The organism is Bradyrhizobium sp. USDA 4461 (assembly GCF_054055655.1).
Genome location: NZ_JBSRXM010000001.1, coordinates 3,045,838 through 3,071,526, shown reverse-complemented (window position 1 = coordinate 3,071,526; position 25,689 = coordinate 3,045,838). Strand labels below are relative to the sequence as shown.

General features: G+C 64.5%; 25 protein-coding genes and 1 pseudogene. 16 read left to right on the top strand and 10 right to left on the bottom strand.

Features of this window, described 5'->3' with window-relative positions; translation table 11 throughout:
* Positions 1 to 55: 55 nt before the first annotated feature.
* Positions 56 to 562, bottom strand: coding sequence for a hypothetical protein (locus ACVINW_RS14290; protein ID WP_456751887.1), 507 nt, complete (start codon positions 560 to 562; stop codon positions 56 to 58).
* 102 nt (positions 563 to 664) lie between these two features.
* On the opposite strand from ACVINW_RS14290, the gene ACVINW_RS14285 reads away from it, so the two are divergent.
* Complete coding sequence (locus tag ACVINW_RS14285) at positions 665 to 1,813, top strand: alpha/beta fold hydrolase (protein WP_456751886.1); 1,149 nt, start codon at positions 665 to 667, stop codon at positions 1,811 to 1,813.
* 119 nt (positions 1,814 to 1,932) lie between these two features.
* Complete coding sequence (locus ACVINW_RS14280; protein WP_456751885.1) at positions 1,933 to 2,307, top strand: hypothetical protein; 375 nt, start codon at positions 1,933 to 1,935, stop codon at positions 2,305 to 2,307.
* 72 nt (positions 2,308 to 2,379) lie between these two features.
* Here ACVINW_RS14280 and ACVINW_RS14275 read toward each other — a convergent pair whose 3' ends face one another.
* Positions 2,380 to 3,102, bottom strand: coding sequence for a hypothetical protein (locus ACVINW_RS14275; RefSeq protein ID WP_456751884.1), 723 nt, complete (start codon positions 3,100 to 3,102; stop codon positions 2,380 to 2,382).
* A gap of 167 nt (positions 3,103 to 3,269) precedes the next feature.
* On the opposite strand from ACVINW_RS14275, the gene mbfA reads away from it, so the two are divergent.
* The 5 genes from mbfA (at position 3,270) to ACVINW_RS14250 (ending at position 7,705) form a co-directional block, all read left to right on the top strand.
* Positions 3,270 to 4,241 carry an iron exporter MbfA gene (mbfA, locus tag ACVINW_RS14270; RefSeq protein WP_456751883.1) on the top strand — a complete coding sequence of 324 codons (972 nt, stop codon included), beginning with the start codon at positions 3,270 to 3,272 and terminating at the stop codon, positions 4,239 to 4,241.
* A gap of 15 nt (positions 4,242 to 4,256) precedes the next feature.
* Positions 4,257 to 5,114: a hypothetical protein gene (locus ACVINW_RS14265; protein WP_456751882.1), complete on the top strand. Its 858-nt coding sequence runs from the start codon at positions 4,257 to 4,259 to the stop codon at positions 5,112 to 5,114.
* A gap of 35 nt (positions 5,115 to 5,149) precedes the next feature.
* Positions 5,150 to 5,680 (top strand): cytochrome b, encoded by a 531-nt coding sequence (locus ACVINW_RS14260; protein ID WP_456751881.1) that lies wholly within the window; start codon positions 5,150 to 5,152, stop codon positions 5,678 to 5,680.
* A gap of 77 nt (positions 5,681 to 5,757) precedes the next feature.
* Entirely contained in the window at positions 5,758 to 7,230 is a 1,473-nt protein-coding gene (locus ACVINW_RS14255) for an amidase (RefSeq protein WP_456751880.1), read from the top strand.
* Positions 7,231 to 7,351: 121 nt separating this feature from the next.
* Positions 7,352 to 7,705 carry a nuclear transport factor 2 family protein gene (locus ACVINW_RS14250; protein WP_456751879.1) on the top strand — a complete coding sequence of 118 codons (354 nt, stop codon included), beginning with the start codon at positions 7,352 to 7,354 and terminating at the stop codon, positions 7,703 to 7,705.
* 50 nt (positions 7,706 to 7,755) lie between these two features.
* Here ACVINW_RS14250 and ACVINW_RS14245 read toward each other — a convergent pair.
* Positions 7,756 to 8,845, bottom strand: a pseudogene (locus ACVINW_RS14245) (Zn-dependent alcohol dehydrogenase).
* Positions 8,846 to 9,041: 196 nt separating this feature from the next.
* On the bottom strand, positions 9,042 to 10,820 hold the full coding sequence (locus ACVINW_RS14240; RefSeq protein ID WP_456756396.1) for an acyl-CoA dehydrogenase family protein: 1,779 nt from the start codon (positions 10,818 to 10,820) through the stop codon (positions 9,042 to 9,044).
* Between the two features lie 71 nt (positions 10,821 to 10,891).
* On the opposite strand from ACVINW_RS14240, the gene ACVINW_RS14235 reads away from it, so the two are divergent.
* A complete protein-coding gene (locus ACVINW_RS14235) occupies positions 10,892 to 11,593 on the top strand; it encodes an SDR family NAD(P)-dependent oxidoreductase (protein ID WP_456751878.1) in 702 nt (233 codons plus the stop codon).
* Positions 11,594 to 11,753: 160 nt separating this feature from the next.
* On the top strand, positions 11,754 to 12,584 hold the full coding sequence (locus tag ACVINW_RS14230) for an enoyl-CoA hydratase (RefSeq protein ID WP_456751877.1): 831 nt from the start codon (positions 11,754 to 11,756) through the stop codon (positions 12,582 to 12,584).
* A gap of 137 nt (positions 12,585 to 12,721) precedes the next feature.
* Here the strand turns inward: ACVINW_RS14230 and ACVINW_RS14225 are convergent, their stop codons facing one another.
* Positions 12,722 to 13,612, bottom strand: a complete 891-nt coding sequence (locus tag ACVINW_RS14225) for a LysR family transcriptional regulator (protein ID WP_456751876.1) — start codon at positions 13,610 to 13,612, stop codon at positions 12,722 to 12,724.
* 119 nt (positions 13,613 to 13,731) lie between these two features.
* Between ACVINW_RS14225 and ACVINW_RS14220 the strand changes: the two genes are divergently transcribed.
* Entirely contained in the window at positions 13,732 to 14,562 is an 831-nt protein-coding gene (locus ACVINW_RS14220) for an oxidoreductase (RefSeq protein WP_456751875.1), read from the top strand.
* Positions 14,563 to 14,722: 160 nt separating this feature from the next.
* On the opposite strand, the gene ACVINW_RS14215 is transcribed toward ACVINW_RS14220, so the two are convergent.
* Both ACVINW_RS14215 and ACVINW_RS14210 read right to left on the bottom strand, forming a co-directional pair.
* Positions 14,723 to 15,346 (bottom strand): N-acetyltransferase family protein, encoded by a 624-nt coding sequence (locus ACVINW_RS14215; RefSeq protein ID WP_456751874.1) that lies wholly within the window; start codon positions 15,344 to 15,346, stop codon positions 14,723 to 14,725.
* A 180-nt stretch (positions 15,347 to 15,526) separates the two neighbouring features.
* On the bottom strand, positions 15,527 to 15,730 hold the full coding sequence (locus ACVINW_RS14210; protein WP_456751873.1) for a DUF1127 domain-containing protein: 204 nt from the start codon (positions 15,728 to 15,730) through the stop codon (positions 15,527 to 15,529).
* A gap of 118 nt (positions 15,731 to 15,848) precedes the next feature.
* Here ACVINW_RS14210 and ACVINW_RS14205 point away from each other — a divergent pair, with 118 nt between their 5' ends.
* The 5 genes from ACVINW_RS14205 (at position 15,849) to tcuB (ending at position 22,064) form a co-directional block, all read left to right on the top strand.
* A complete protein-coding gene (locus ACVINW_RS14205; protein ID WP_456751872.1) occupies positions 15,849 to 16,748 on the top strand; it encodes a transcriptional regulator GcvA in 900 nt (299 codons plus the stop codon).
* 226 nt (positions 16,749 to 16,974) lie between these two features.
* Positions 16,975 to 18,285: a tricarballylate/proton symporter TcuC gene (tcuC, locus tag ACVINW_RS14200; RefSeq protein WP_456751871.1), complete on the top strand. Its 1,311-nt coding sequence runs from the start codon at positions 16,975 to 16,977 to the stop codon at positions 18,283 to 18,285.
* Positions 18,286 to 18,417: 132 nt separating this feature from the next.
* The gene (gene tcuA, locus ACVINW_RS14195; RefSeq protein ID WP_456751870.1) at positions 18,418 to 19,818 is read left to right on the top strand and encodes an FAD-dependent tricarballylate dehydrogenase TcuA; all 1,401 of its coding nucleotides are present in this window, start codon (positions 18,418 to 18,420) and stop codon (positions 19,816 to 19,818) included.
* A 24-nt stretch (positions 19,819 to 19,842) separates the two neighbouring features.
* On the top strand, positions 19,843 to 20,877 hold the full coding sequence (locus tag ACVINW_RS14190; protein ID WP_456751869.1) for an esterase: 1,035 nt from the start codon (positions 19,843 to 19,845) through the stop codon (positions 20,875 to 20,877).
* An 83-nt stretch (positions 20,878 to 20,960) separates the two neighbouring features.
* Positions 20,961 to 22,064 carry a tricarballylate utilization 4Fe-4S protein TcuB gene (tcuB, locus tag ACVINW_RS14185; RefSeq protein ID WP_456751868.1) on the top strand — a complete coding sequence of 368 codons (1,104 nt, stop codon included), beginning with the start codon at positions 20,961 to 20,963 and terminating at the stop codon, positions 22,062 to 22,064.
* 188 nt (positions 22,065 to 22,252) lie between these two features.
* On the opposite strand, the gene ACVINW_RS14180 is transcribed toward tcuB, so the two are convergent.
* From ACVINW_RS14180 to ACVINW_RS14170, 3 genes are read right to left on the bottom strand one after another with little or no spacing between them, the layout of a single operon-like run.
* Positions 22,253 to 22,666 carry a Rieske (2Fe-2S) protein gene (locus tag ACVINW_RS14180; RefSeq protein ID WP_194458021.1) on the bottom strand — a complete coding sequence of 138 codons (414 nt, stop codon included), beginning with the start codon at positions 22,664 to 22,666 and terminating at the stop codon, positions 22,253 to 22,255.
* Positions 22,667 to 22,719: 53 nt separating this feature from the next.
* The gene (locus tag ACVINW_RS14175) at positions 22,720 to 23,829 is read right to left on the bottom strand and encodes an amidohydrolase family protein (RefSeq protein ID WP_456751867.1); all 1,110 of its coding nucleotides are present in this window, start codon (positions 23,827 to 23,829) and stop codon (positions 22,720 to 22,722) included.
* 18 nt (positions 23,830 to 23,847) lie between these two features.
* Positions 23,848 to 24,957, bottom strand: coding sequence for an amidohydrolase family protein (locus tag ACVINW_RS14170; protein ID WP_456751866.1), 1,110 nt, complete (start codon positions 24,955 to 24,957; stop codon positions 23,848 to 23,850).
* A 194-nt stretch (positions 24,958 to 25,151) separates the two neighbouring features.
* On the opposite strand from ACVINW_RS14170, the gene ACVINW_RS14165 reads away from it, so the two are divergent.
* Positions 25,152 to 25,634, top strand: a complete 483-nt coding sequence (locus ACVINW_RS14165) for a CinA family protein (protein WP_456751865.1) — start codon at positions 25,152 to 25,154, stop codon at positions 25,632 to 25,634.
* The last annotated feature ends 55 nt before the right edge of the window (positions 25,635 to 25,689 follow it).

The following is a 25,689-nucleotide window of genomic DNA, read 5'->3' as shown; positions in this document are numbered from 1 at the left end:
GCTAACGCTTTGCCCACCCGACGAAGCTGATCGCGCTCGACAACTCCAATCTGACCTACAACTCCGCCGCCGGCTCGCAGGCGGCGGAAGCCGCAGCGCGCAGATGCAGTTGGCCGTGCTTGCCATTGGCGGTGGTGGTCCACTGCGCATCGATCCGCTGAAGATCGTCCGACAGTTTGCCGCGATGGCTGCCTTCGGTCTCGAACGATCCGTTGCCGTCGGGCGACCGCTCAAAAATCTCGACCTCGAGATCGGACAGCCGGATGAACATCTCCACACCGATCTTCGTCACCTGACGCCCAGCTTCATATGAACCGCAGCCGCGCGCTTCCGCATTCTGCTCGTTCAGAGCCTTGACCTTGTCGAAGGTGATGACGACGTTCTGCACCGTATTGTCGCCGTCCCACAGGAACTCGCCGATATAGGCGTGCGGCAGTTTTTCGGTGAGCTCCTTGATGTCGGCTGCGCGCACGGCAGACACCAGCACAAGACCAGCGGCCACGATCATCAGGCCGAGACGCGACATCGAGCCGGCCAGCTCTGCAATCCTCGCGTGGCGCATGCGGTATGCATCCCCTGGGCAAAGTTGCTATCGTGAATCAATGGCCGTCAGCATACAGCAAAATGCGCTGGTTGTGCGACGATGCCCAACAGGTGATCTCAGATGGAAACGCTCCCCGACGTCCCGCTGCCCGCAACCATCCGCTCGCGCTATGTCGATGGCATCAACGGCCTCACCATGCATGTGCTCGAAGCCGGCTTCGAAACATCCGGCCGGCCTTGCCTATTGCTGCTGCACGGCTTTCCGGAATTAGCGTTTTCCTGGCGCAAGGTGATGCCGAAGCTCGCTGCGGCCGGCTATCACGTGATCGCGCCGGACCAGCGCGGCTATGGCCGCACCACCGGCTGGAGCGCGGATTATGACGGCGACCTTGCGTCATTCCGCCTGCCCAACCTGGTGCGCGATGCGCTCGGGCTGGTCGCAGCGTTCGGCTACAAGCACGTAGACGCGGTGATCGGGCATGATTTCGGTTCGTCGGTCGCGGCATGGTGCGCACTGATCCGGCCCGACGTGTTCCGCGCGGTGGTGATGATGAGCGCGCCGTTCGCAGGACCGCCGGCACTGCCGTTCAACACGGCGAACGTACCGGCGAAGCAAGCGGCCGAAGACCCCGTGCATCGCGAACTCGCCGCGCTGCCGCGGCCGCGCAAGCACTACCAATGGTACTATTCGACGCGCCCCGCCAACGACGACATGCATCGCGCACCGCAAGGCGTGCACGATTTCCTGCGCGCCTACTATCATCACAAGAGCGCGGACTGGAAAGACAACAAGCCGTACCCGCTGCAATCCTGGTCGGCGGGCGAGCTGGCAAAGCTGCCGACCTATTATGTGATGGATCTCGCTAGGGGCATGGCGGCGACGGTGGCCGAAGAGATGCCGTCACGCGAGGCGATCGCCGCCAACCTTTGGCTGCCGGATCGCGAGCTCGCCTATTACAGCGCGGAGTATCAGCGCACGGGATTCCAGGGCGGACTGCAATGGTATCGCTGTGGCACGTCGGGCGCGTTCACGGCGGAATTGCAGACCTGGAGCGGCCGCCGCATCGATCAGCCGTCGGCGTTCATCTCGGGCAAGCAGGATTGGGGCACCTATCAGCGGCCCGGCGTGTTCGAGACGATGCAGACCAATGTCTGCACCAACATGATCGGCTGCCACCTCGTCGACGGCGCCGGCCACTGGGTGCAGCAGGAGCAGCCGGACGAGGTGAGCCGGCTGCTGCTCCAGTTCGTCGCGCGTGCGGTGCAATAGCGGCGGACGCAACAGGCAATGTTCCAGACATTTCGAGGAACATTCCGAGGAACATTCGATGGAACCCGGCGTTGCGCTCAGCCGGTCCTTTGTCCGGCGACCTGACATGGAGGAGGACTATGGAAAAGAAGATCGCCGGACTGTTGGGCGCGGTCGCATCGCTCGGTGCGCTCGGAACGGTGCAAGCCGCACCGGCGCCCGCGCCGACCGACGTATTGCGGGCGAATTCCTACGCAGAGCTGCTGGAGCCGATCTCGAACGCTTCGGCGAAGCTACAGGCGCTCGACGAGACGGCGCCGCCGCAGGCACGCGAGAACGTGCAAGTCGCGCAGTTCTATCATCATCACCACCACCACCATCACCACCACCATCACGGCTACTATCGCGACTATGATCGCGGCTACGGGCCTCGCGTCATCGTGGTGCCGCGCTATCGGCGATATCATCACCATCACCACCATCATCACCACAGCTTCTATCGACGCGACTACTGAGCGTCGGCTGACGTGCGATAAGGCAGCGGGGCCCGCAGGCCCCGCTGTTTTGGTCTAAGAGCCTATGACGTCTCAGTCGCCGCGCGCTTTCTCCTTTGCCGCACGATGCAGATGGCGATAGGTGCCGTCGAACACCGTATCGGTCGACGAGGTCCATTCCGTGCCGGCGGCGAGCTTCGGCCGGCTGTTGTAGATGCGGCGCGCCTGCAATTCGCGTTCGGCGGCTTCCTCCTCGCCCATTGGCTCGAGCTGAAAACCCGCCTCCTCCGGGATCACGATGATCTGCGCGAAGGGCTCGTTCGGCCGGAAGATGTGCGTGCGGCCTTCGGCGGGCGCCTTGAACACGCAGAAGAACATCATCGGCCACCAGTTGCGGATCAGCGCCGGAACGGCGATCGGCACCGTGTCGGTACGGTCGGTATAGAAGCGCGGATGCGGCTCGGTGCGGACCGCCATGCCCGGTTCGACCTTGAGGTCGAGCAGGATCTGGTAGGTATAGAACGTGGTGCCGAAATTGCGGAACGGTGGCCATTGCACGCCGCTGTCCGGCGGTTCGCCCCAATCGGCATCGAGATGCAGCTGCCCATCGCGCGTGGTGACATGCAGCTCGAAGTCGTAGGGATAGAACAGCTCGATGCCGTATTGCGCACCCTCCGAGAACGGCACGCAATGCCAGACCTGTTCGCGTGAGCCGTCGGCGCGCGGCTCGCGCTGACCCGCCCAGCCGGGAATCTCGAGCCTGGTCCGCCGCGGCGCCAGGCGTGGATCGTTCAGGCGATATTTGACCGTGCTCATGGAGTCCCCCGCTGATCAGCACCGGAACTCGAACGGGCGCGGAAACGCCTGGTTCCCTTCATCGTGATCAAAAACGGTGCCGACCAATGGCCCTTTCGGTTGACCGGCGCGCCGATGATCAATATTAGAATTATTCTAATTCTAAGTTGGATGAATAAGGCGTTGCCGTGAAGAATTTCGCCGATCTGACCGAGCGCGAGGTGCTGGCGGTCGCGATTGCCTCCGAAGAGGAGGACAGCCGGATCTACATGTCCTTCGCCGAGGACCTCGCCGGCCGCTATCCCGATACCGCAAAGATTTTCGAGGAGATGGCAGAGGAGGAGCGCGGCCATCGCCACCGACTGCTCGAGACCTACGAGCAACGCTTCGGTCCGCATCTGCCGCCGATCCGGCGCGAGGACGTCAAAGGCTTTCTGCGCCGGCGCCCGATCTGGCTGACCAAGAACCTGCCGCTCGACACCATCCGCAAGGAAGTCGAGACCATGGAGCTGGAGGCCGAACGCTTCTACGCCAAGGCGGCCGAGAAGGCCGAGGATACCGGCGTGCGCCGGCTGCTCGGCGATCTCGCCGAGGAGGAGAAAGGCCACGAGAAGCTCGCGATCAAGCTGACCGGCGAGATCCTCAAGCCCGATGTGCGCGCGGAGGAAGACCGCACGCGGCGGCGGATGTTCGTGCTGCAATATGTGCAGCCGGGACTTGCCGGACTGATGGACGGCTCGGTCTCGACCTTGGCGCCGCTGTTCGCCGCCGCCTTCGCGACCCATCACAACTGGCAGACCTTCCTGGTCGGGCTGGCCGCGTCGATCGGCGCCGGCATCAGCATGGGCTTTGCCGAGGCGCTGTCCGACGACGGCTCGCTGACCGGCCGCGGCTCGCCCTGGCTGCGCGGCCTCACCTGCGGATTGATGACGACGCTCGGCGGCCTCGGCCACACCATTCCCTATCTGGTGCCGGATGCCTGGCCGAATGCGTTCTGGATCGCGACCGCGATCGCCGGCATCGTCGTGTTCTTCGAATTGTGGGCGATCGCCTTCATCCGCTCGCGCTACATGGATACGCCGTTCCTGCAGGCGGTGTTCCAGATCGTGCTGGGCGGCGCGATCGTGCTCGCAGTCGGCATCTTGATCGGCGCGGCTTAACGGCTTGAGGGAAAGATGCGACAGCGCCAGCATCTCGCCATCATAGCGCTTCTTGCGGCGCTGCCGGCGCTCGGCTGGAGCGGTCGCGCGCAAGCGACCGACGAGATCCAGGTCTACAATGCCGGCATCGCGGAAGTCGGGCAGTTCACCATCCAGCAGCATCTCAACTATGTCGGCATCGGCCAGAAGGACCCGCCCTTCCCCGGTGGCTTTCCATCGAACCACAGCCTCAACGGGACGCCGGAGTTTGCCTATGGCATGACCGACTGGTGGGAGCTCGGGCTTTATCTGCCGTTCGCGGTCCAGGACCGGCAATTCCTCTCCGACGGCGTCAAGCTGCGTACCCTGTTCGTCTCGCCCAACGCCGACAAACGCAATTTGTTCTACGGCATCAATTTCGAGTTCAGCTACGAGACGCCGAAATTCGCGCAGACCCGGTTCGGCATGGAGATCCGCCCGATCATCGGCGTGCGCAACGCGGATTACGAATTCATCGTCAACCCGATCGTCGATGTCGGCTTCGGCAGATACGGCGAGACGGATTTTGCACCGGCGGCGCGCGTCGCGCGCAAGCTGAAGGACGATCTGTTCGTTGGGCTCGAGTATTACGCCGATCTCGGCAAGATCGGCGCCTTCAGCCCGCTCGCCGAGCAGCAGCATACGCTGTTCGCGGTGACCGACTTCAAGCTCGGCGATTTCGACGTCAATTTCGGTGTCGGCTACGGCCTCACGCCGGCGTCCGACCGACTCGTCGTCAAGACCATCATCGGATATGCCTTCCCGGTACCGGGCGCCAAGGGAACCGAGCGGGCAAGCGCCAACGGCGCCATCAATCCGCTGGCGCATCTGTCCGCACGCGGCGCGCCGTTCTAGATTGAACCGACGACCTCGATCCGGGTTGAAAGTCCATGACCGACCGTCTGCATTACGGCACCACCGCCAAGCTCCTGCATTGGGCGGTCGTCGCACTGCTTGCCGTGCAATACCCGATCGGCTGGCTGATGCCGGACATTCATCGCGGCCAGACGCCCGGCGCAGCGATGACATTCCACATCTCGTTCGGTATCGTCATCCTGGCGCTGATCGTGCTGCGGTTCGTATGGCGATTGACGCACCCGGTGGCTCCGGAAAGCTCGCTTCCGGCATGGCAACGGTTGAGTTCGGAAGCCGTGCACTGGATGCTCTATGTCCTCGTGCTGGCAACGACGGTCAGCGGCTGGCTGTTCGCGTCGTTTCGCGGCTGGGGCATCTCGCTCTTCTACATGATGCCGCTGCCCATGCTGGCCTCCGACAATGCCGCGGCAGGCAAGGCGATCGATGGCCTGCATCAGGCCGCGGAATGGTCGCTGCTGGTGCTGATCGGAATCCATGTCGCGACCGCGCTGGTGCACCTGCTGATCCACCGCGATCGCATCATGCAGCGCATGCTTCCGGGCTAGCGCAATTGCGATCAAGCCGGTCTTGCCCGTCGGCTCCATTCTGCGCATGATCGCCGCCAAAATCAGGGAGCATGCCAGTGGCCAAATCGCAATACAGTTTCAAGACCGCCGTCGAATTGTCGGCGGCGCTGCGCAAGAAAGAGGTCTCGGCCATCGAGCTCGCGGAGGATGCGATCGGCCGCATCGAGCGCCATGACGGCAAGGTCAACGCGGTGTGCGTGCGCGATTTCGAGCGCGGCCTTGACGCGGCCCGCGCTGCCGACGCCGCGATCGCGCGCGGCGAGCACAGGCCGCTGCTCGGCATTCCCATGACGGTGAAGGAATCCTTCAACGTCGCGGGATTGCCGACCACCTGGGGCTTCCCGCCGCAAAAGGACTTCGTTCCGGCGGAGGATGCGCTGTCGATTCAGCGGGTCAAGGACGCCGGCGGCGTGATCCTCGGCAAGACCAACGTGCCGGTCGGCCTCGCCGACTGGCAGAGCTATAACGAGATCTACGGCACCACCAACAACCCTTACGACCTCGGCCGCACGCCGGGCGGCTCCTCCGGCGGATCGTCGGCCGCGCTCGCTGCGGGTTACGGCGCGCTGTCGCTGGGCTCCGACATCGGCGGCTCGCTGCGGGTGCCGGCATTCCACTGCGGCATCTATGCGCACAAGCCGACCTTCGCGCTGCTGCCGTCGCGCGGCCACACGCCGCCGCCGCTGCCGCCACTGCCGTTCGATCGCGATCTGTCGGTGATCGGCCCGATGTCGCGCGGCGCGGCCGACCTCGCGCTGGTGCTCGACGTGATGGCCGGTCCCGATCCGCTCGAAGCGGGCAAGGCCTATCGCCTCGACCTGCCGGCGGCGCGCCACGCGAGCCTGAAGGACTTCCGCATCCTCGTTATCGACAGCGATCCGGTGCTGCCGACCGACAGGGTGATCCGGGGAAGCATCGACAAGCTCGCCAGCAACCTCGACAAGGCCGGCGCGAAGGTCTCTCGCGCGAGCCCGCTGCTGCCGGACTTCGCCGCCTCCTCGCGTCTCTATATGCGGATGCTGCTGTCGTTCCTCGCGGCCACGTTCCCGCCGGAAGTCTATGCCGGCGCCTGCGCCGCCGCTGCGGCGCTGCCTGCCGACAACACCAGCCTGCAAGCCGAACGGCTACGCGGCATCGCGCTCAGCCATCGCGACTGGGTGATCGCCGACGGCGGCCGTGCGCGGTTGCGCGCGCAGTGGCGCGAGCTGTTCAAATCGTTCGACGCGGTGATCTGCCCGATCATGCCGACGCCGGCCTATCCGCACGATCATTCGCCCGACCAGGAGCAGCGCAAGATCCTGATCGACGGCGTGCCGCACGTCTACACCGACCAGCTCGCCTGGCCCGGCATCGCGACCCTGCCCGGCCTGCCCTCGACCGCGATCCCGACCGGCTTTGCGCCCGACGGACTGCCGATCGGCGTGCAGATCGTCGGCCCGTGGCTCGAGGACCGCACGCCGCTGAAGCTCGCCGAGCTGATCGAGCGCGAATTCGGCGGCTTCGTGCCGCCGAAGATGTTTGATGATTGACACACGAAGACTCTAGACGCCGTCATTGCGAGGAGCAAAGCGACGAAGCAATCCACATCTCGGCAGGCAGAGAAATGGATTGCTTCGCTGCGCTCGCAATGACGAACAACAGGGGAAACCGGTGAGCACAGACCTCGAAGAACTCACAAAACTCAACAAGGATTACGTCGATTCCGTTCAGAACTGCGACGTCAAGCGCTTTGACGAGATCCTGGCGCCGGACTTCTACTGCACCAATCCCGACAAGAGCCTGGTCGACCGCACCGCATTCCTGAAGCAGACGGCGATCCCGGTGAAGATCAAGGGACTGAAAGCCGAGGACGTCAAAATCCGCGTCCTCGGCGATTTCGCCATCATCCACGCCCGCACCAGCTATCTCAACGCCGACGGCGAGCAGGCCTATGGCCGCTACACCGACTGCTGGGCGCGGCAGAACGGGAAATGGCTCGCGGTGTCCGCGCACGTGGCGCGGTAGGCTGGACACACCCTCAACCGTCGTCGCGGCGAAAGCCGGGACGACGACAACTAGCTGTCGAACATGATCACGCTGCGCAGCGTCTTGCCGGCCTTCATGTTGGCAAAGCCCTCGTTGATCTCGGAGAGCTTCAGCTTGGCCGAGATCCAGTCCTCCAGATGCAGCCTGCCGCGCATGTAGAAGTCGACCAGGCGCGGCATGTCGACGCGGAAGTGGTTCGAGCCCATCGACGAGCCCTGGATGCGGCGCTCGCGCAGGAAGTCGAAGCCGTGCAGCTCGATCTTCTGGCCGAACGGGATCATGCCGACGATGGTCGCGGGTGCCGCCGGCCGCCAGCATGGCGAAGGCCTGCTCGGCGGTGTCCTTGCGGCCGAGCACCTCGAAGGAGTGCTGCACGCCGCCGCCGGTGAGCTCGCGCACCTGCTGCACCACATCGCCGCGGGCGGGATCCACGATGTCGGTGGCGCCCAGTTTGGTCGCGAGTTGCAGCTTGGCCGGATTGGTGTCGATCGCGATGATGCGGCCGGCGCCGGCGATCTGCGCGCCGTTGATCGCGGCCATGCCGACGCCGCCGCAGCCGATCACAGCCACGGTCTCGCCCGCGGTCACCTTCGCGGTGTTCACCACCGCGCCGTAACCGGTGATGACGCCGCAGCCGATCAACGCGGCGAGATCGAGCGGCATCTCCTTCTTGATCTTCACGATGGCGTTCTCATGCACCAGCATCTGCTCGGCGAACGACGACAGGTTGAGAAATTGATTGAGCTTCTCCTTCCTGCCCCAGGACAGCCGATTGGAGGCGCCCGGCAGCATCTTCACCGTGGTGTCGGTGCACAGCACGGTGCGGCCGGTGGTGCAATTGTCGCAGGTGCCGCAGAACACCGAGAGGCACGTCACGACGTGGTCGCCGGGCTTCACATAGTTGACGTCGGAGCCGACCTTCTCGACCACGCCGGCCGATTCATGACCGAGCACCGCCGGCAGCGGATGCGGATAAAGGCCTTCCATGAAGTGCAGGTCGGAATGGCAGAGGCCAGCGACCGCAGTGCGGATCAGGACCTCGCGCGGTCCCGGATTGGGCACGCTGACATCCTCGATCACCAGCGGCTGATTGACTTCATGCAGGACGGCGGCCTTCATCGGAATTTCCTCTCATGTTTTTTGTTGTGCCCGCTCTCCACCTCTCCCAAGGGGAGAGGTCGGAGCGCATCGAAGATGCGGTCCGGGTGAGGGGTTCATATCTATCGTTGGAGCGCAACCCCTCACCCGGATCGCTGGCGCGATCCGACCTCTCCCGATGGGAGAGGTGAGACTGCGTGAGCGGCCGAAGATCAGCCTACGCTGCGACGAGCAATTCGCCAACCTCGGCGATGCCGACGGCGCGCTCGCCGAGCAGGTGCTCTGTGATCCTGCGCTGAACGGTATTTTCCGTTAGTCGGAACGGATCGCCCGACATCACGCGGTGATCGATCACCATCCGCGACAGCAACAGCCGGCGCGCGTCGCCGCGCATCTCGTGGATGCGTCCGCCTTCCCACGCCAGCGCCACGGCGCTTGCGACATGATAGAGCAGGCTGGTGGCGCGCCGCGCATCGCCCTCATTGTCGATACGGCTTGCGACCTCGCGCGCAAACGCGATCGCACGGTCGCTGAGATCGCGCAGCCGGCTGCGCCACGCCAGCGGCACATTCGGGCTGTCGTCGAGCCGCGCATGCAGATCGGCGGCGAGCGCATGGTCGGCGCCGTGACGTCCCACCGCACGCTTCAGCGCATCGATTGCGACGATGTTGCCGGTGCCCTCCCAGATCGAACCGAGATGCGCATCGCGCAGCAGCCGCGGCGTGACGAATTCCTCGATGTAGCCGATGCCGCCGCGCATCTCCATCGCGTCGCCGCAGACTTTTCGGGCATCACGGGTGGCGCGGAATTTCAGGGTCGGGGTCAGGATACGCAGCAGCGCTGCGGCATCCTGGCTGCCGGCCTCGGCGCGGTCGAGCGCGTCCGCGGTCAGGAAGCTCATCGACAGCGCCTGCTCGGTCGGCAGCATGATCTTCATCAGCTGGCGCCGCGCCAGCGGCAGGTCGATGATGCGCTGGCCGAACACCACGCGCCCGCGCGCCACCGTGATCGCATCATGCCAGGCACGGCGCATCAACGCGGTCGACTTCACGCCATTGGAGAGCCGCGACGAATTCACCATCTCGGCCATCTGCACGAAACCGCGATCGAGCTTGCCGACGGCGTAGGCGATCGCACCGTCGAACTTGATCTCGCCCGAGGCCATCGAGCGGGTGCCGAGCTTGTCCTTCAAGCGCACGATCCGATAGTGGTTCTGCGAGCCGTCGTCGAGGAAGCGCGGCATCAGGAACAGGCCGACGCCTTTGGTGCCCGGCCCCGCGCCCTCGGGGCGCGCCAGCAGCATCACCACCTTGGCATCGGCGTTCGAGCAGAACCACTTCTCGCCATAGAGCCGCCAGTGGTCGCCCTCCTGCACGGCGCGGGTGGTCAGTGTGCCGACATCGGAGCCGCCTTCCTTCTCGGTCATGAACTGGCCACCCTGCGTGAGCTTGCTCATGTCGGTCTGGGTCAGTCCGTCCAAATATTTCGCCTTCAACGCCTCGCTGCCGAAATTAGCCAGCAGCTTCGCGCATCCGTCGGTGACGTTAATCGGACAGCCCATACCGAATTCGGTCTGGTTGAACAGGAAAGTGAAGGCGTGCTTGGCCACCACGGGATATTTGTCGGGCCAGCCCATGATCCCCTTGCGGAGCGACAGCGCATGGATGCCGAACTCTCCGAACGCGGCCTTCTCGAGCTCGCGATAGGCCGGATGATATTCGATTGTTTGCACGTCGCGGCCGAACTTGTCGCGCTGGTGCAGCACCGGCGTATGCCGGTCGGCGAGCCGCGCGTATTCGTCGAGCGTGCCGCCGGCCAATCCGCCGAGCCGGTCGAGATGCGGCTCGATGTGGCGGAACAACGCCTCAGGCAGATGCAGTTTCAGAAGGTCCGATAGCGCCGGATCGGCCCGGTAGAAATTCATTCCCGTGGTGTCGGGCGCCAACAGGCCCGGCTGGCTGGCGGACGTTTTCGGATCCTGCTTGTGCGGCTGCATTGAATTCCCGGCTGCGGTGCTCATTTGTTTGGGCACGACTATCCTCCTCCGGCCGAGCAAAGGAAAGCCCAATGGATATTCCAAAATACAAGATCGCCCTGATCGTCGGCGCCGGCGCGGGCCTCAGCGCCTCGCTGACGCGGCTATTTTCGCGGGAGGGAATTCGCGTGGCGCTGGGCGCCCGCAGTATCGAGAAGCTCGGCGCGCTCTGCACCGAAACCGGCGCGAAGGCCTATGCCTGCGACACCACCAAGGCCGAGGATGTCGAGCGGCTTTTCGGCCTGGTCGAGCGCGAGGTCGGAACGCCTGATCTCGTGGTCTACAACGCCAGTGGTCGCAGCCGCGGGCCGTTCGTCGAACTCGTGCCGTCAGAGGTCGAGCAGGCGATCGCGGTCTCGGCGTTCGGCGGCTTCCTGGTGGCGCAAGAGGCGGCGAAGCGCATGCTGCCCAACAGGAAGGGTGCGATCCTGTTCACCGGCGCCTCCGCCAGCGTCAAGGGCTATGCGCAATCGGCGCCGTTCGCGATGGGCAAGTTCGCGCTGCGCGGCCTGGCGCAGAGCATGGCGCGCGAACTATCGCCGCAAGGTATCCATGTCGCGCATTTCGTGATCGACGGCGGCATCCGCAGCGCCGCCCGCACCGAGCCCGCCGATAAGCCGGACTCGATGCTCGATCCCGATGCGATTGCGCTGAGCTACTGGAACGTGCTGCAACAGCCGCGCAGCGCCTGGAGCTGGGAGCTGGAATTGCGGCCCTGGGTCGAGAAGTTTTGAGATGACGAAGATCATGTAATCGACGTAGGATGGGCCTAAATCGCCGCCGCATTCGTCATTGCGAGGAGCGAAGCGACGAAGCAATCCATTTCCTCGACTTGCGGCGGCATGGATTGCTTCGCTGCGCTCGCAATGACGGATTGAACTGGGGAAGGAAAACATGTCGAACGAAATCAAGATCGAGACCGGCACCGACGAACTGCTCTGCGTGATCCGCGACCGCGTCGCCATCATCACGCTGAACCGCCCGGATGCGCGCAACGCGCTGTCGGACACGCTGACGCCGGCGCTGCGCACGATGATCCGGACCTGCGGCGAGAATCCCGAGGTCGGCGTGCTGCTCATCACCGGCGCCGGCAAGGCGTTCTGCGCCGGCGGCAACGTCAAGGGCATGGGCGCCAATCGCGACCCGAAGAAACTCGAAATGTCCTATGAGGACAAGGTCGCGGATCTGCAGGAGCGCCAGCGCCTGCTGACCGGCGCGCTCGCCTCGGTGCGCAAGCCGACCATTGCAGCACTTCCCGGCCCCGCAGTCGGCGCCGGGCTTGCGATCGCGATGGCCTGCGATATCCGGATCGCGGCGCAATCCGCCTTCATCTCGACCGGCTATCTGCGCGTGGCGCTGAGCGGCGATTACGGCATGGCCTGGCTGTTGACGCGACTGGTCGGCACCTCGCGCGCCCGCGAATTGATGTTCACCTCGGAAAAGGTCGACGCCGCGAGATGTGAGCAGATCGGCGTCGTCAACCGCGTGGTGCCTGACGAAGCACTCCAGGACGAAGCGTTCGCGCTGGCAAAGTCGATCGCCGAAGGCCCGACACTGGCGCTGCGCTACACGAAGGACAATCTCGACGAAGCGCTACAATTCGATTTCGCCACCGCGCGCGACCACGAGGCCGAGCGGCTGATCCGCCTCACCACGACGGCCGATCACAAGGAGGCGGTGCAGGCCTTCATCGAAAAGCGCAAGCCGGTGTTTCGGGGGAACTGAGCGCGTAGCGCCTTTGAAGTCACCTCTCGCTTGTGGGAGAGGCTCACAAGTGCGTAGCCCGGATGGAGCGCAGCGAAATCCGGGATCAGTCTGGCCGTGGATAGAGCCTCCCCGGATTGCGCTACGCTCCATCCGGGCTACGGATGTTGGCTGCGCGAAAAATCCACGAACGCGCGCAGCGCAGCCGGCAATTGGCGGCGGCTGGGGTAATAGAGGAAGAAGCCGGGATAGGCCGGACACCAGTCGGCCAGCACGCGCACCAGCTTCTTTTTCGCGATCAGCGTCTCGACCTGCGCCTCGAACACGTAAGCGAGCCCCGCTCCGTCGAGCGCCGCATCGACCATCAGGTCCTGGTCGTTCAACGTCAGCGGTCCCGCGACGTCGATATCGACCTCGATGCCGCCGCGTTCGAACTCCCAACGATAGACCGCACCTGAGGTGAATCGATAGCGGATGCAGGGCAATCCCCTCAGATCATGCGGCGTGACCGGCGGCTTGTGGACCTTGAAATAGCCCGGCGCGCCGACCACGGCGAAGCGATGCCGCGGACCGATCGGGACCGCGATCATATCGGCGGCAATGGTCTCGCCGAAGCGGACGCCGGCGTCGAAGCCCGCGGCGACCATGTCGATCAGCGCGTCGTTGATCATGATTTCGACGCTGATGTCGGGAAACGCCTTCAGGAAGTGCGTGACGATCGGCAGCAGCACCAGCTGCGCCGACTGGCGCGCCGCGGTGAAGCGCAGCGTGCCCGCCGGACGTCCGCGAAAATTGTTGAGATCCTCCAGCGCGTCGTCGATGTCGCGGAACGCCGGGCTGATCCGCGCGAACAAGAGCTCGCCGGCCTCGGTCAGCGCGACGCTGCGGGTGGTGCGGTTGACGAGGCGCAGATCGAGCCGCTCCTCGATATTGCGCAGCGCATGCGACAGCGCCGAGGCCGACACGCCAAGCTCGGTCGCCGCCGCGCGAAAGCTCTTGTGGCGGGCGATCGCGAGGAACGTTGCGAGGTCGGAGGGATCGATCCGCATTGATGAATTTTTCTCAACAGCTTACGAAATTCATAGCGGATTATCTCAATTATGGCGAGACGCTATCCCTTGCCCATCAGCCTGGCACTGCGCCGGGCCCAACAGAAAAGGGCAAGATCATGCGTGTCTGGTTCATCACAGGAGCTTCCCGGGGATTTGGCGCCCTGATTGCGGAGGCCGCGCTCAAGGCAGGTGATGCAGTGGTTGCGACCGCCCGCGACCCCGCAACCGTCGCGGCACGGCTCGGCCGGCATGAGCGGCTGCTGGCCACCAGGCTGGACGTCACCAGCGAGACCGAAGCTCACGCTGCGGCGAGCGAAGCGGTCAAGACGTTCGGCCGCATCGATATCCTGATCAACAATGCCGGCTACGGTCTGCTCGGCGCGATCGAGGAAGCCAGTGCTGAAGAAACCCAGCGTCTGTTCGGCACCAACGTATTCGGCCTGCTCGGCGTTGCCCGCGCGGTGCTGCCGCATATGCGCCGGCAGCGCTCCGGCCACATCATCAACATCTCCTCGGTCGGCGGCTACACCGGCTATCCCGGCTGGGGCGTCTACGGCGCGACCAAATTCGCGGTGGAAGGCATCAGCGAGGCACTGGCGGCCGAAGTCGCACCGCTCGGCATCAAGGTGACCGTGGTCGAGCCCGGCTTCTTCCGCACCGACTTCCTCGACGACGCTTCGCTGTCGCGCACCGCGCATCAGATCGAGGATTATCACGCGAGCGTCGGCAAGACCCGCGCCGCTGCCGTCGAGTTCAACCACGGCCAGCGCGGCGACCCGCGCAAGCTTGCGGGCGCGATGCTGCAACTCGTCAACGCGCAGAACCCGCCGCTGCGGCTGCCGCTCGGCAGCGACACGGTCGAGCGAATCGAGACGAAGAATGCGTTTGTTGCGAAAGAGCTCGCGGAATGGCGGGCGGTCGCGACGTCGACGGATTTTACGGAATAGCGTCGCGTGACGGGAGAGCTTCTAGCCGGATGGAGCGAAGCGAAATCCGGGGCGCGGTGAAACCGATCCCGGATTGCGCTTCGCTCCATCCGGGCTACAGGTCACAGCGTCGGAAAGAAAAGGGCCCGGTTCTGGAGGGGCCAGAACCGGGCCTAGTCGGTCAAACCGCAAGCGAGGACATCGCGGCCGAGCGGGAAATGGCGGCAAGCCGCCAGCTGGCACAGGGAATGTCTTGCGGTTCGACGTGGATCTCCTTGGCAAAGCGCACCAGCTTCCAGTCGCCGGGACTAGCACTGAAAGCGTAATCCGACTTCCGGGCGAGGCCGATCATCGCCGCATTGGATCGCAGCGTATCGCCAAAGATGCGCTCGGCTCCAAAGGACGCCGCACGGCATTCGAGATTCTTCAACAGCGCCCTGCCAATGCCGTGGCCCTGCCACCGGTCATCGATCGACAGGCCGAACTCAACGCTCGACGTATCGGCATGGAAGGCGTAGCGGGCTTCGCCGACGATGGTCTCGAAGCCATCGACCGGCATCGTCGCGACCACCGTGAACCGGTCAGTCTCGCCGACATGGATGAAGCGCTCGAGCTCCGGCTTCGGCAGCTCGCTCAGCGCACCCAGGAAACGGTTGTAACGCGACGCCGCGGAGAGCGAGCGGATGTAGCCCTGCAGCTCCTCGCGGTCGCGCGGCTCGACGAAGCGCACCTTGATCTCGCTGCCGTCCTTGGCGCGCAGCACATCAGAGTATTGCTTGAGATCGTCGAGATGCAGCGCAGTCATGACACGCTCCTCGGGTGAAGAAATTGGCCGGCGCCCTCGGTGGAAGCAGCGCCGGGCGGCGCATGACCCGCCAAAGTGTGAAGCGGTTTGGCGGCCGGGTCATGCGCCTTGCTTTAAGTTTGGAGCGCGACCGGACGCAAAACCGGCGTCCACTTTTGTTGGTCGCGCTCCGGCGGCCCATCAGGCCCGCCAGAACGGCTTCTCGGTCTCGAACACGATGTCGCTGCGGGACATGCCGATGTCGTGCAGGTCGCGCTCGGTCCACTGCGACAGCTCGCGGCGGCGCTCATAGCGGTCCCACCACACATGCAGGGTCTCGCCGACCTGGTGCAAAAGCCCTGGCGTATGATGATTTGTCATCGATTCATGGGTGAAAATGGACATTTGCGGCTCCTCTCGGTAACCTGTTGGCAGTAATATCTACGCCATCCGACTTGTTCACAAACGACACTTTGTACCGTTTCGCATGAATTAAAGTCATGTATTTGGAGGCAAATCAGGGATGACCAGCCGGCTGCCTTCGCTGAACGGCCTGAGGGCTTTCGAGGCCGCCGCGCGGCACATGAGCTTCACGGTCGCGGCGTCCGAACTGAACGTGACGCAGACCGCGATCAGCCATCAGATCCGGCGACTGGAAGAGGAGCTCGGCGTCCGCCTGTTCATCCGCCAGAACCGCTCCCTGAGCCTGACGCCGGAGGCTGCCGAATACCTTCCCGGCGTCCGCGCCGCCTTCAACGACCTGAGACTGGCGACCGATCGCCTGCTGCGCCGCGACGACGATCATGTACTGACGGTCTCGACCTTGGCATCGCTCGCCGCCAAATGGCTGCTGCCGCGGCTGTCGGCGTTCCAGGAGGCGCATTCCGGGATCGACGTCCGCATCACCACCTCGACCAGCCTGGTCGACTTCCAGCGCGACAAGGTCGACGCGGCGATTCGCTATGGCCGCGGCCAATGGCCGGGCCTGCGCGCCGACTGGCTGATGGCGGACGAGCTGTTTCCGGTGTGCAGCCCGTCGCTGCTGCAGGGAAACAAGCCGCTGAAATGCCCTGAAGATCTCCGGGATCACGTGCTGCTGCACACCAGCAACGCCAACAGCGACGACTGGCGGCTGTGGCTGACCGCAGCAGGCCTGCCGACCGATATTTCCAAGCAGCCGGGCGTGACCTTCGACCTGCTGTTCGTGACGCTGCAGGCCGCGATCGACGGCATCGGCATCGCGATGGGCCGCACCTCCTATGTGCAGGACGACATCGCCAAAGGCCGCCTTGTGGTTCCCTTCAAGATCGCGCTGCCCGCCGATGCGGGCTTCTACCTGGTCTCGCCACAGGGACGCGCCGATTCACCCAAACTCTCGGCCTTCCGCTCCTGGCTCGGCGCCACCGCGCATTCGACGCCGTGATGCGGCGCACGCGGCTCTGTTTTGTTTTGACACGTTTTCTTCACGCGAACCGGCGTCCGCTTCGCCCGAAACCGCTCTCGCCTACGGCTTTTTTCCGATAGCAGCGGCACGATTTCGGGTTGGTCGCGCCGGACGGCCGTGCCAAATTGCCGCATATGGCAGTTAACTGCCTTGGCCGGCGTGGCAATTTACGCCGGCCGTTTTGCCACGGGGAGGAAAGGCCGTTATGTCGCAGTCGAGCTCATCGCAAGTCCCGCAAATCAAATCGCGCCTCGGCGCCATCCTGCGTGCGACCAGCGGCAATTTCCTCGAGCAGTTCGATTTCTTCCTGTTTGGCTTCTATGCGCCCCTGATCGCCAAGGCGTTCTTCCCCTCCGAGAACGAGACCGCCGCGCTGCTCAACGCCTTCGGCGTGTTCTGGCTCGGCGCGCTGATGCGCCCGGTCGGGGCGATCGTGCTTGGCGCCTATATCGACCGCATCGGCCGCCGCCAGGGCCTGATCGTGACGCTCGCAATCATGGCGGTCGGCACCGTGGTGATCGCGATCTGCCCGACCTATGCGTCGATCGGCATCGCCGCACCGATCATCGTGCTGATCGCCCGCCTGCTGCAGGGCTTTTCCGCCGGCGTCGAGCTCGGCGGCGTCTCGGTCTACCTCGCTGAGATCGCCACGCCCGGCAATCGCGGCTTCTATACCTCATTCCAGTCGGCGAGCCAGCAGGTCGCGATCTTCGTCGCTTCGATCCTCGGCTACATCCTGAGTGAGAGCATGCCGGCCGCAACCGTTGCGGCCTGGGGCTGGCGGATTCCGTTCTTCGTCGGCTGCCTGATCATCCCGGTGATCTTCTTCCTGCGCCGTACGCTGGAAGAAACTCCGGCATTCCTGGCGATGAAGAAGCATCCGACCGCAAGCGAGGTTTTTGCCTCGGCGGTCGCCAACTGGCGCATCGTCATCCTCGGCATGATGATCGCGGTGCTGACCACCACCACCTTCTACTTCGTCACGGTGTACACGCCGACCTTCGGCAAGGCCGTGCTGAAGCTCTCGACCCAGGACGCGCTGCTGGTGACGCTGCTGGTGGCGGTGACCAATTTCATCTGGAATCCGGTCGGCGGCGCGCTGTCCGACCGGCTCGGCCGCAAGCCGGTGCTGCTGGCGATCGCTTGCCTGTCGCTGGTGACGGCCTATCCGGCGCTGCACTGGCTGGTGACGGAACCGACCTTCGGCAAGATGCTGGCGGTCGAGATGATGTTCTCGTTCTATTTCGGCGTCTACAGCGGCACCATGCTCGGCGCGCTGGTCGAGATCGTGCCGGCCCATGTCCGCACCACCTGCTTCTCGCTGGCTTTTGCACTGGCGGCCGGCCTGTTCGGCACCTTCACGCCGTTCGCCTCGACCTGGCTGATCCAGCAGACCGGTGACAAGGCCTCGCCCGGCTACTGGCTGATGTGCGCCGCGCTGCTCGGCATCGTCGCCGCGCTGATCGTCTATCGCGGCGGCCAGACCATCGAGCAGCGCGAGACCGTCGCGGCCTGATATCACGCATGCAATCGGGGCAGGACTCCCGATTTGAGCATGATCTATCGGAAAACCGCTACACACTTTTCCGGTTCATGCTCATTCGCCTGCCCCTGTTGCTTTCCATGCCAACGACGATAACAAGAGCGCATGGTTGATCTGACGCGCAGGTTCGACGTGCTGGTGATCGGCGGCGGCAACGCCGCGCTTTGCGCTGCGATCAGCGCGCGGCGCGCCGGCGCCTCGGTGCTGGTGCTGGAAGGCGCCCCGAAATTCTACCGCGGCGGCAATACCCGTCACACCCGCAACATGCGCTGCGCCCATGACGCGGCGACCGCGATCCTCACCGGTCCCTACACCGAGGAGGAGTTCTGGAAGGATTTGCTGCTGGTGACCGGCGGCCAGACCGACGAGGAACTGGCCCGCTTCATGATCCACGAGTCCAAGGACATCCTGAACTGGATCGTCGAGCAGGGCGTTCGCTGGCAGCCCTCGCTCGGCGGCACGCTGAGCCTCGGCCGCACCAATTCGTTCTTTCTCGGCGGCGGCCGCGCGATGCTCAACGCGCTCTATCGCACCGCCGAGCAGCTCGGCGTCGACATCCTCTACGACGCCGAGGTGATCGACTTGAACATCGAGCACGGCATGTTCCTCTCGGCGCAGCTGAAGCAGCCGGTCGGCGGCAGGACCGAGGTGCGTGCCTCGACCCTGGTCGCGGCCGCCGGCGGCTTCGAGGCCAATATCGAATGGCTGAAAGAATATTGGGGCGAGGCTGCCGACAATTTCCTGATCCGCGGCACGCCGTATAATCGCGGCGCGATCCTCAAGATGCTGCTTGCGAAGGGCGTGCAGGAGATCGGCGATCCCACGCAATGCCATGCGGTGGCGATCGACGCCCGTGCGCCGAAATTCGACGGCGGCATCATCACCCGCCACGACTCGGTGGTGTTCGGCATCGTCGTCAACAAGCATGCCGCGCGCTTCTACGACGAGGGCGAGGACATCTGGCCGAAGCGCTACGCGATCTGGGGCCGCCTGGTCGCCGCCCAGCCGGACCAGATCGCCTACATCATCTTCGACTCCAGCGTGGTGACCAGCTTCATGCCGACGCTGTTTCCGCCGATCGCCGGCGCGACGGTCGCCGAGCTCGCCGGCAAGCTCGAGCTCGATCCAGCCGCGCTGGAAAAGACCATCACCGAGTTCAACGCCGCGGTGCAGCCCGGCACCTTCGACCACACCGTCCTCGACGACTGCCGCACCGAAGGCATCACGCCGGCCAAGACGCATTGGGCGCGCAGGATCGAGTCGCCGCCCTATCTCGCCTATCCGGTGCGGCCCGGCATCACCTTCACCTATCTCGGCACCCGCGTGAACAAGCAGTCGCGGATACTGATGAAGGACGGCAAGCCATCCGCCAACATGTTCGCGGCCGGCGAGATCATGGCCGGCAACGTGCTCGGCAAGGGCTACGCCGCCGGCATCGGCATGACCATCGGCAGCGTGTTCGGCCGCGTCGCCGGACGGGAAGCGGCGAAGAATGCGCGGAATTGAGCCTTGCGCGATCGGAGAGGACCGATGTCACGTCTTGCCATGTTCGCCGCAGCCGCCGCGCTGATGGCAGCGACCACGAGCAAAGCCGCCGAGCCGATCGCGCTGCGCGACATGGGCTCGTTCCATGTCGGCGGCCGCCTCGTCGAGATCACGGGAAAGCCGGTCAAGGACGTCACCTTCACGCCGGGCGGCGTACCTGCAAAAGTCGATCCGAACGGCACCTACCAGGTCGAGCAGATGTACGTGCAGTACTTCCTGCCGCAGAACGAAAAAGGCGCCTATCCGCTGCTGCTGTGGCATGGCGGTGGCCTGACCGGCGTCACCTATGAGACGACGCCGGACGGCCGCGAAGGCTGGCTGAACTATTTCCTGCGCAAGGGCTGGAGCGTCTACAATTCGGACGCGGTCGAGCGCGGCCGCGCCGGCTGGGCGCAATACCCCGACATCTTCAAGGGCGAGCCGGTGTTCCTCACCACAGCGAACCCGTTCCAGCGGTTTCGCATCGGCGACGGCCCCGACTCCTACGATCCGGATCCCGCCAAGCGCAAGCTGATGCCGGGCAGCCAGTTCCCGAACGAAGGCTATGAGAACTTCGTCAAGCAGAACGTGCCGCGCTGGACCACCACCGATGATGCGACGATCGCAGCCTACATCGCCGAGATCGATCGCGTCGGCCCCTGCATCATCATGTTCCACAGCCAGGCCGGCACGTTCGGCTTCAAGGTCGCGCAGGCGCGCCCCGACAAGGTCAAGGCGCTGATCGCGATCGAGCCGGCCGGCGTCGGCGATCCCGCCAAGGTCGACGCGTTGAAGAATATCCCGACCCTGATGGTCTATGGCGATTACATCGAGCGGGATTCGCGCTGGCCGAAGATCCGCGCGACCGGCGGCGCCTTCGCCGACGCCATCCGCGCCGCCGGCGGCAGCGTCGACGTGGTCGACCTGCCCAAGGTCGGCATCAAGGGCAATTCGCACATGATGATGATGGACAAGAACAACGCCGAGGTCGCCGGCCTGATCCAGACATGGCTGGAAGGCAAAGGACTGACGAAGCAGTAGCGAGATACGGGATAAGGCTAGCGTTTTCCGGCGAAGTGATTACCGGTTCGCGTCAGGAAAACGCGTCAAACAAAGAGTCTGAGATGCACGGGACGAGGACATTGCAGGAAGCCGACCGTCTGATGACGGTTTGCAATTCCTGCCGCTATTGCGAGGGCCTGTGCGCGGTGTTTCCCGCGATGGAGATGCGCCGCGCGTTCTCCGACGGCGACCTCAACTATCTTGCCAACCTCTGCCATTCCTGCGGCGCCTGCTACACCGACTGCCAGTTCTCGCCGCCGCACGAATTCAATGTCAACGTCCCGAAGACGCTGGCGGTGGCGCGCGCCGAATCCTATGCCGCCTATGCCTGGCCGCGCGCCTTGGCCGGCGTGTTTGCACGCAACGGCCTCGTCATCAGCCTGATCGCGGCACTCAGCGTCGCCGGCTTCATATTCGGCTTCGCCGCGATCAACGACCGCGGCGTGCTGACCGGCATCCACACCGGTCCCGGCGCGTTCTACGAACTGATGCCGCACAACGCGATGGCGCTGCTGTTCGGCTTGGCCCTGCTCTACGCCATCCTGGCGCTCATGATGGGCGTGCGCGCGTTCTGGCGCGATATCGGCGAGCCGGTCGGCATGACAACGGATACGACATCGCTGTTGCAGGCGGTGCGCGATGCCGGCGAGTTGCGCTATCTCGACGGCGGCGGCGTCGGCTGCTTCAACGAGGACGATCATCCGACCGACCGCCGCAAGCTGTATCACCATCTCACCTTCTACGGCTTCCTGCTGTGCTTCGCCGCGACCTGCGTCGCGACGCTGTACCACTATCTGCTGGCGCGCGAGGCGCCCTATGCGTGGTGGGACCTGCCGGTCGTGCTCGGCACGCTCGGCGGCATCGGGCTCGTGGTCGGCCCGATCGGACTGCTGAGCGAGAAATGGAAGCGCGATCGCGTGCTGGTCGACGGGCAGGCCATGGGCATGGACACCGCGTTCATCCTGATGCTGTTCCTGACCAGCATCACGGGCCTTGCCCTGCTGCTGTGGCGCGAGACCGCCGCGATGGGGCCGCTGCTGGCGCTGCATCTCGGCGTGGTGTTCGCGCTGTTCATCACCATGCCCTACGGCAAGTTCGTGCACGGCATCTACCGCTTCGTCGCGCTGGTGCGCTACGCGCGGGAGCGGCAGATGATGGTGGAGTAAGCTCCAACCGCCGTCATTCCGGGGCGCGCCGCCCGAACTCGGGTTTACCCGAGTTCGGCAAATATTGAGTGTCCAAGTCGCCAACAGCCGACTTGGATGACACGAACCCGGAATCCATCGGGCCAGAGAGCAAGTAGTCAAATGGATTCCGGGCTCGCCGCTGCGCGACGCCCCGGAATGACGCGTGGTCAGAGCTCCACCACCACGTAGTCGCTCTCCACCGCGACCTTGATGGTCTCGGCGACATACGGACCCTTCACCACATTGGTGCCCGGCTCGACGCTGACGGGATAGGCACGCACCCGGAAGCGGCGCGGGTCGCAATAGGACTGGCCGGTGCGGATGTCGAACTCCCAGCCGTGCCAGGGACAGCGCAGGATCTCGCCGAGCTTGGTGTATTCGATCTCGCCCGGGTCCGACGACGAGGCGAGCCCGATCAGCGGCCCCTCGCACAGCGCCGCGCCCTGATGCGGGCAGCGGTTCAACAGGCCGAAGAACTCGCCCTTGACGTTGAAGACCGCGATCGGCCGTCCGTCGATCTCGAGGAATTTTCGCGAGCCCGGCGGCAGTTCATCCACCGGGGCGATCACATGGCGCGCCATCAGTTGTTCTCACGCATGATCTGATTCGAAAAACCGGTTCCCACGTTTTCGGATCATGCGATACCGTACAGCTGCTTGGCATTGCCGAGATAGAACGCCTGCCGGTTGGCGTCGCTGACGCCGGCCGGCAGCACGCGCGACGGCTCGTCGTAGTCCCAGTGCGGATAGTCGGTCGCGAACAGCAGCTTGTCCCAGCCGATCCACTCGATGGTCTGGAACAGATGGTCGCGGCTTTCCGGGTCCTCCATCGGCTGCGTGGTCCACCAGATGCGGTCGCGGATGTACTCCGACGGCTTGCGCGTCAGATGCGGCACCTCGGCGTGCAGCCGCGCAAACACCTTGTCGAGCCGCCAGGCCAGCGACGGCGCCCAGCCGAACCCGGCCTCGACCATCACCATCTTCAGTTTCGGGAAACGTTCGAACACGCCTTCGAGCACCAGGCTCGCCAGCGCGGTCTGCTGGCACTGCGAATGGCCGACCATCTCCTCGACGTAATAGCTCGGCCAGCCCGACGCGGTGATCGGGTTGCCGCCGAAGCCGAAGGCGTGCACGCCGATCGGCAGCCCGGCCTCCTGCGCCGCCTCGTAGATCGGCCAATAACGGCGCTGGCCGAGCGGCTCGACATTGCGGCTCAAGAGCAGCACCTGGACGAAATTTGTGTCGCCCGCGCGCTTGCGGATTTCCGCCGCAGCCGACACGCCGTCCTCATTGGGGACGACGACCGAGCCTTTCAGCCGTGAATCCTTGCTGGTCCATTTCTCGATCTGCCAGTCGTTGATCGCCGAGCAGATCGCCCCGGCGAGATCCTGGTTGCGCAGGCCCTGCCCGGTGTTGAGCGGGTTGAGCACGCCGAGCGCGACATTGTTGGGATCGAGATGCTGCTTCTGCATGAAGGACAGCGACGAGCCCTGCGGGCCGCCTTCCGGCGGATAGGCATCGCGGCGCGACGCATTGGGCTGCGCCTTCGGATAGGGCGGGCCTTCCATCATGCCCTGATAGGCATGGACGCCGAAGGTCTCGAGATGCGCGTGCCAGCGCTTGGCTAGATAAGGATACAGCTCGTCCTTGGTCGCACGTGCCGGATGGATGTCGCAATCGGCGATCGCGGTCTTGATGCTGGTTGACGATGCCGCTTCCGGGCGTTCACGAATCTGGACGTTCATCGCGTCGTCTCCTTTTCATTAGGCATGATCTGATCCGAAAACCGGACGCCGCTTTTCGGGATCATGCCTCACCTTGAGGCGCGGATAGGTCGCATGCGGATTGTCGATCATGATCTTGCGGACCAGATCCTGCGACAATCCCTGCGGCAGCACCTCGTCACCATCGAACTGCCAATGCGGATAGTCTGACGAGAATAGGATCAATTCGTCCGACTGCATATGGTCGAACAGCCGGTTCAGCGTGTCACCGTCCGGCGGCGCATCGACCGGCTGCAGCGAGAAGCGGATGTTGCTCCGCACAATCTCCAGCGGCGCACGGTCGACCCAGGGCGTTTCCATCCGCACGCCGCGCCAGAATTTGTGCAGCCGCCACAGGAACGGCGGCAGCCAGGTGAAGCCGGACTCCAGCATCACCATCTTCAGATTCGGATGACGCGCGAATACGCCCTCGACGATCAGGCTGGTGAGCTGGGTCTGGAACGCCTGCGCCTGCGCGACATAGTCCTCGATGTGATAGGAACCCCAGCCGACCGAGGTCGGCGGATTGTGATAGGCGCTGCCGGCATGGATGCCGATCGGCAGGCCGCGCCGTTCGGCCGCGGCGTAGATCGGCCAGTAGTGCCGCTTGCCGAGCGGCATGTCGCCCATGGCCAGCATCAGCACCTGCACGAAGCGCTTGTCCGGCGCGCAGCGCTCGATCTCGGCGACCGCCTTCTCGATGCTCTGCACCGGAATCACGATCGAGCCGCGCAGGCGCTCGTCCTTGTCGAGCCATTCCTTGGCGAGCCAGTCGTTCAGCGCGCGGCAGAAGGCGTCGGCCATGTCCTCGGAGAACACCATCTGCACGCCGTAGAGCGGATTGCAGATGCCGTGGGCGGTGCCGAACCGGTCCAGCACCTGGCGTTGCATGTCGGCAAGGCTCGAGCCCGGCTTGCCCTGCGCGGGCCGCCAGTCCGGCCGCGACGAGATCGGCGAATTGGTCGGATAGGATTGCGAGATCAGATCGGTCATGCCGCGCGTCGTCACCTGGTCGCGCCAATAGTCGTTCAAGTATGGCAGCAGGCTGGTGAGGTGGGGCACGGCGGGATGCAGATCGCAATCCACGCCGCCCGCGATCAGCGACGTCATCAGGTTTCCTCGCGAGTTTCCTCCGTGCGCGCTCGCGACAATCTGCCGGGCGACGCTTGGTTGTTGTCCGGCATTCAAGCAGCCGGGGCGTCGCTCCGCAACTCGGCAGCGGCCTGTGTGGTGTGCTAGGAAGGCAGAACGCCCCACTGGATTTTCATGGCAGTTTTCATGGCAAGCAACGAGAAAGAGCGCCGATGAACGCACTCACATCCATCGCCGGACAGGTCGCCGCAAAACTGATCGCCAACAAGCAGACCATTGCGGTCGCGGAATCGTCCACCGGCGGACTGATCTCGGCATCGCTGCTGGCGGTGCCCGGCGCATCGGCCTATTTCCTCGGCGGCGGCGTGATCTACACCCGCGACGCACGGCGCGCGCTGATGGATGTTTCCGACGATGCGATGCGCGGCCTCCGCTCCTCGTCGGAACCCTACGCACAATTGCTGGCGCGGCAGATCCGCGCGCGCCTCTCGACCGACTGGGGTCTATCCGAGACCGGCGCCGCCGGCCCGACCGGCAACCGCTACGGCGACGCCGCCGGTCACAGCTGCATGGCGGTCGCTGGGCCCCAACAAGAGGTGATCACGCTGGAGACCGGCGACAACGACCGGGCCGCGAACATGCAGGCGTTCGCGAAAGCGGCGCTGGAGCTGTTGTTGAAGAATCTGGAGCGCTGATCGCACGTTACGCTCGACGGCAACGGATCTTCGCCACGGGCTCGACCTCTCCCCG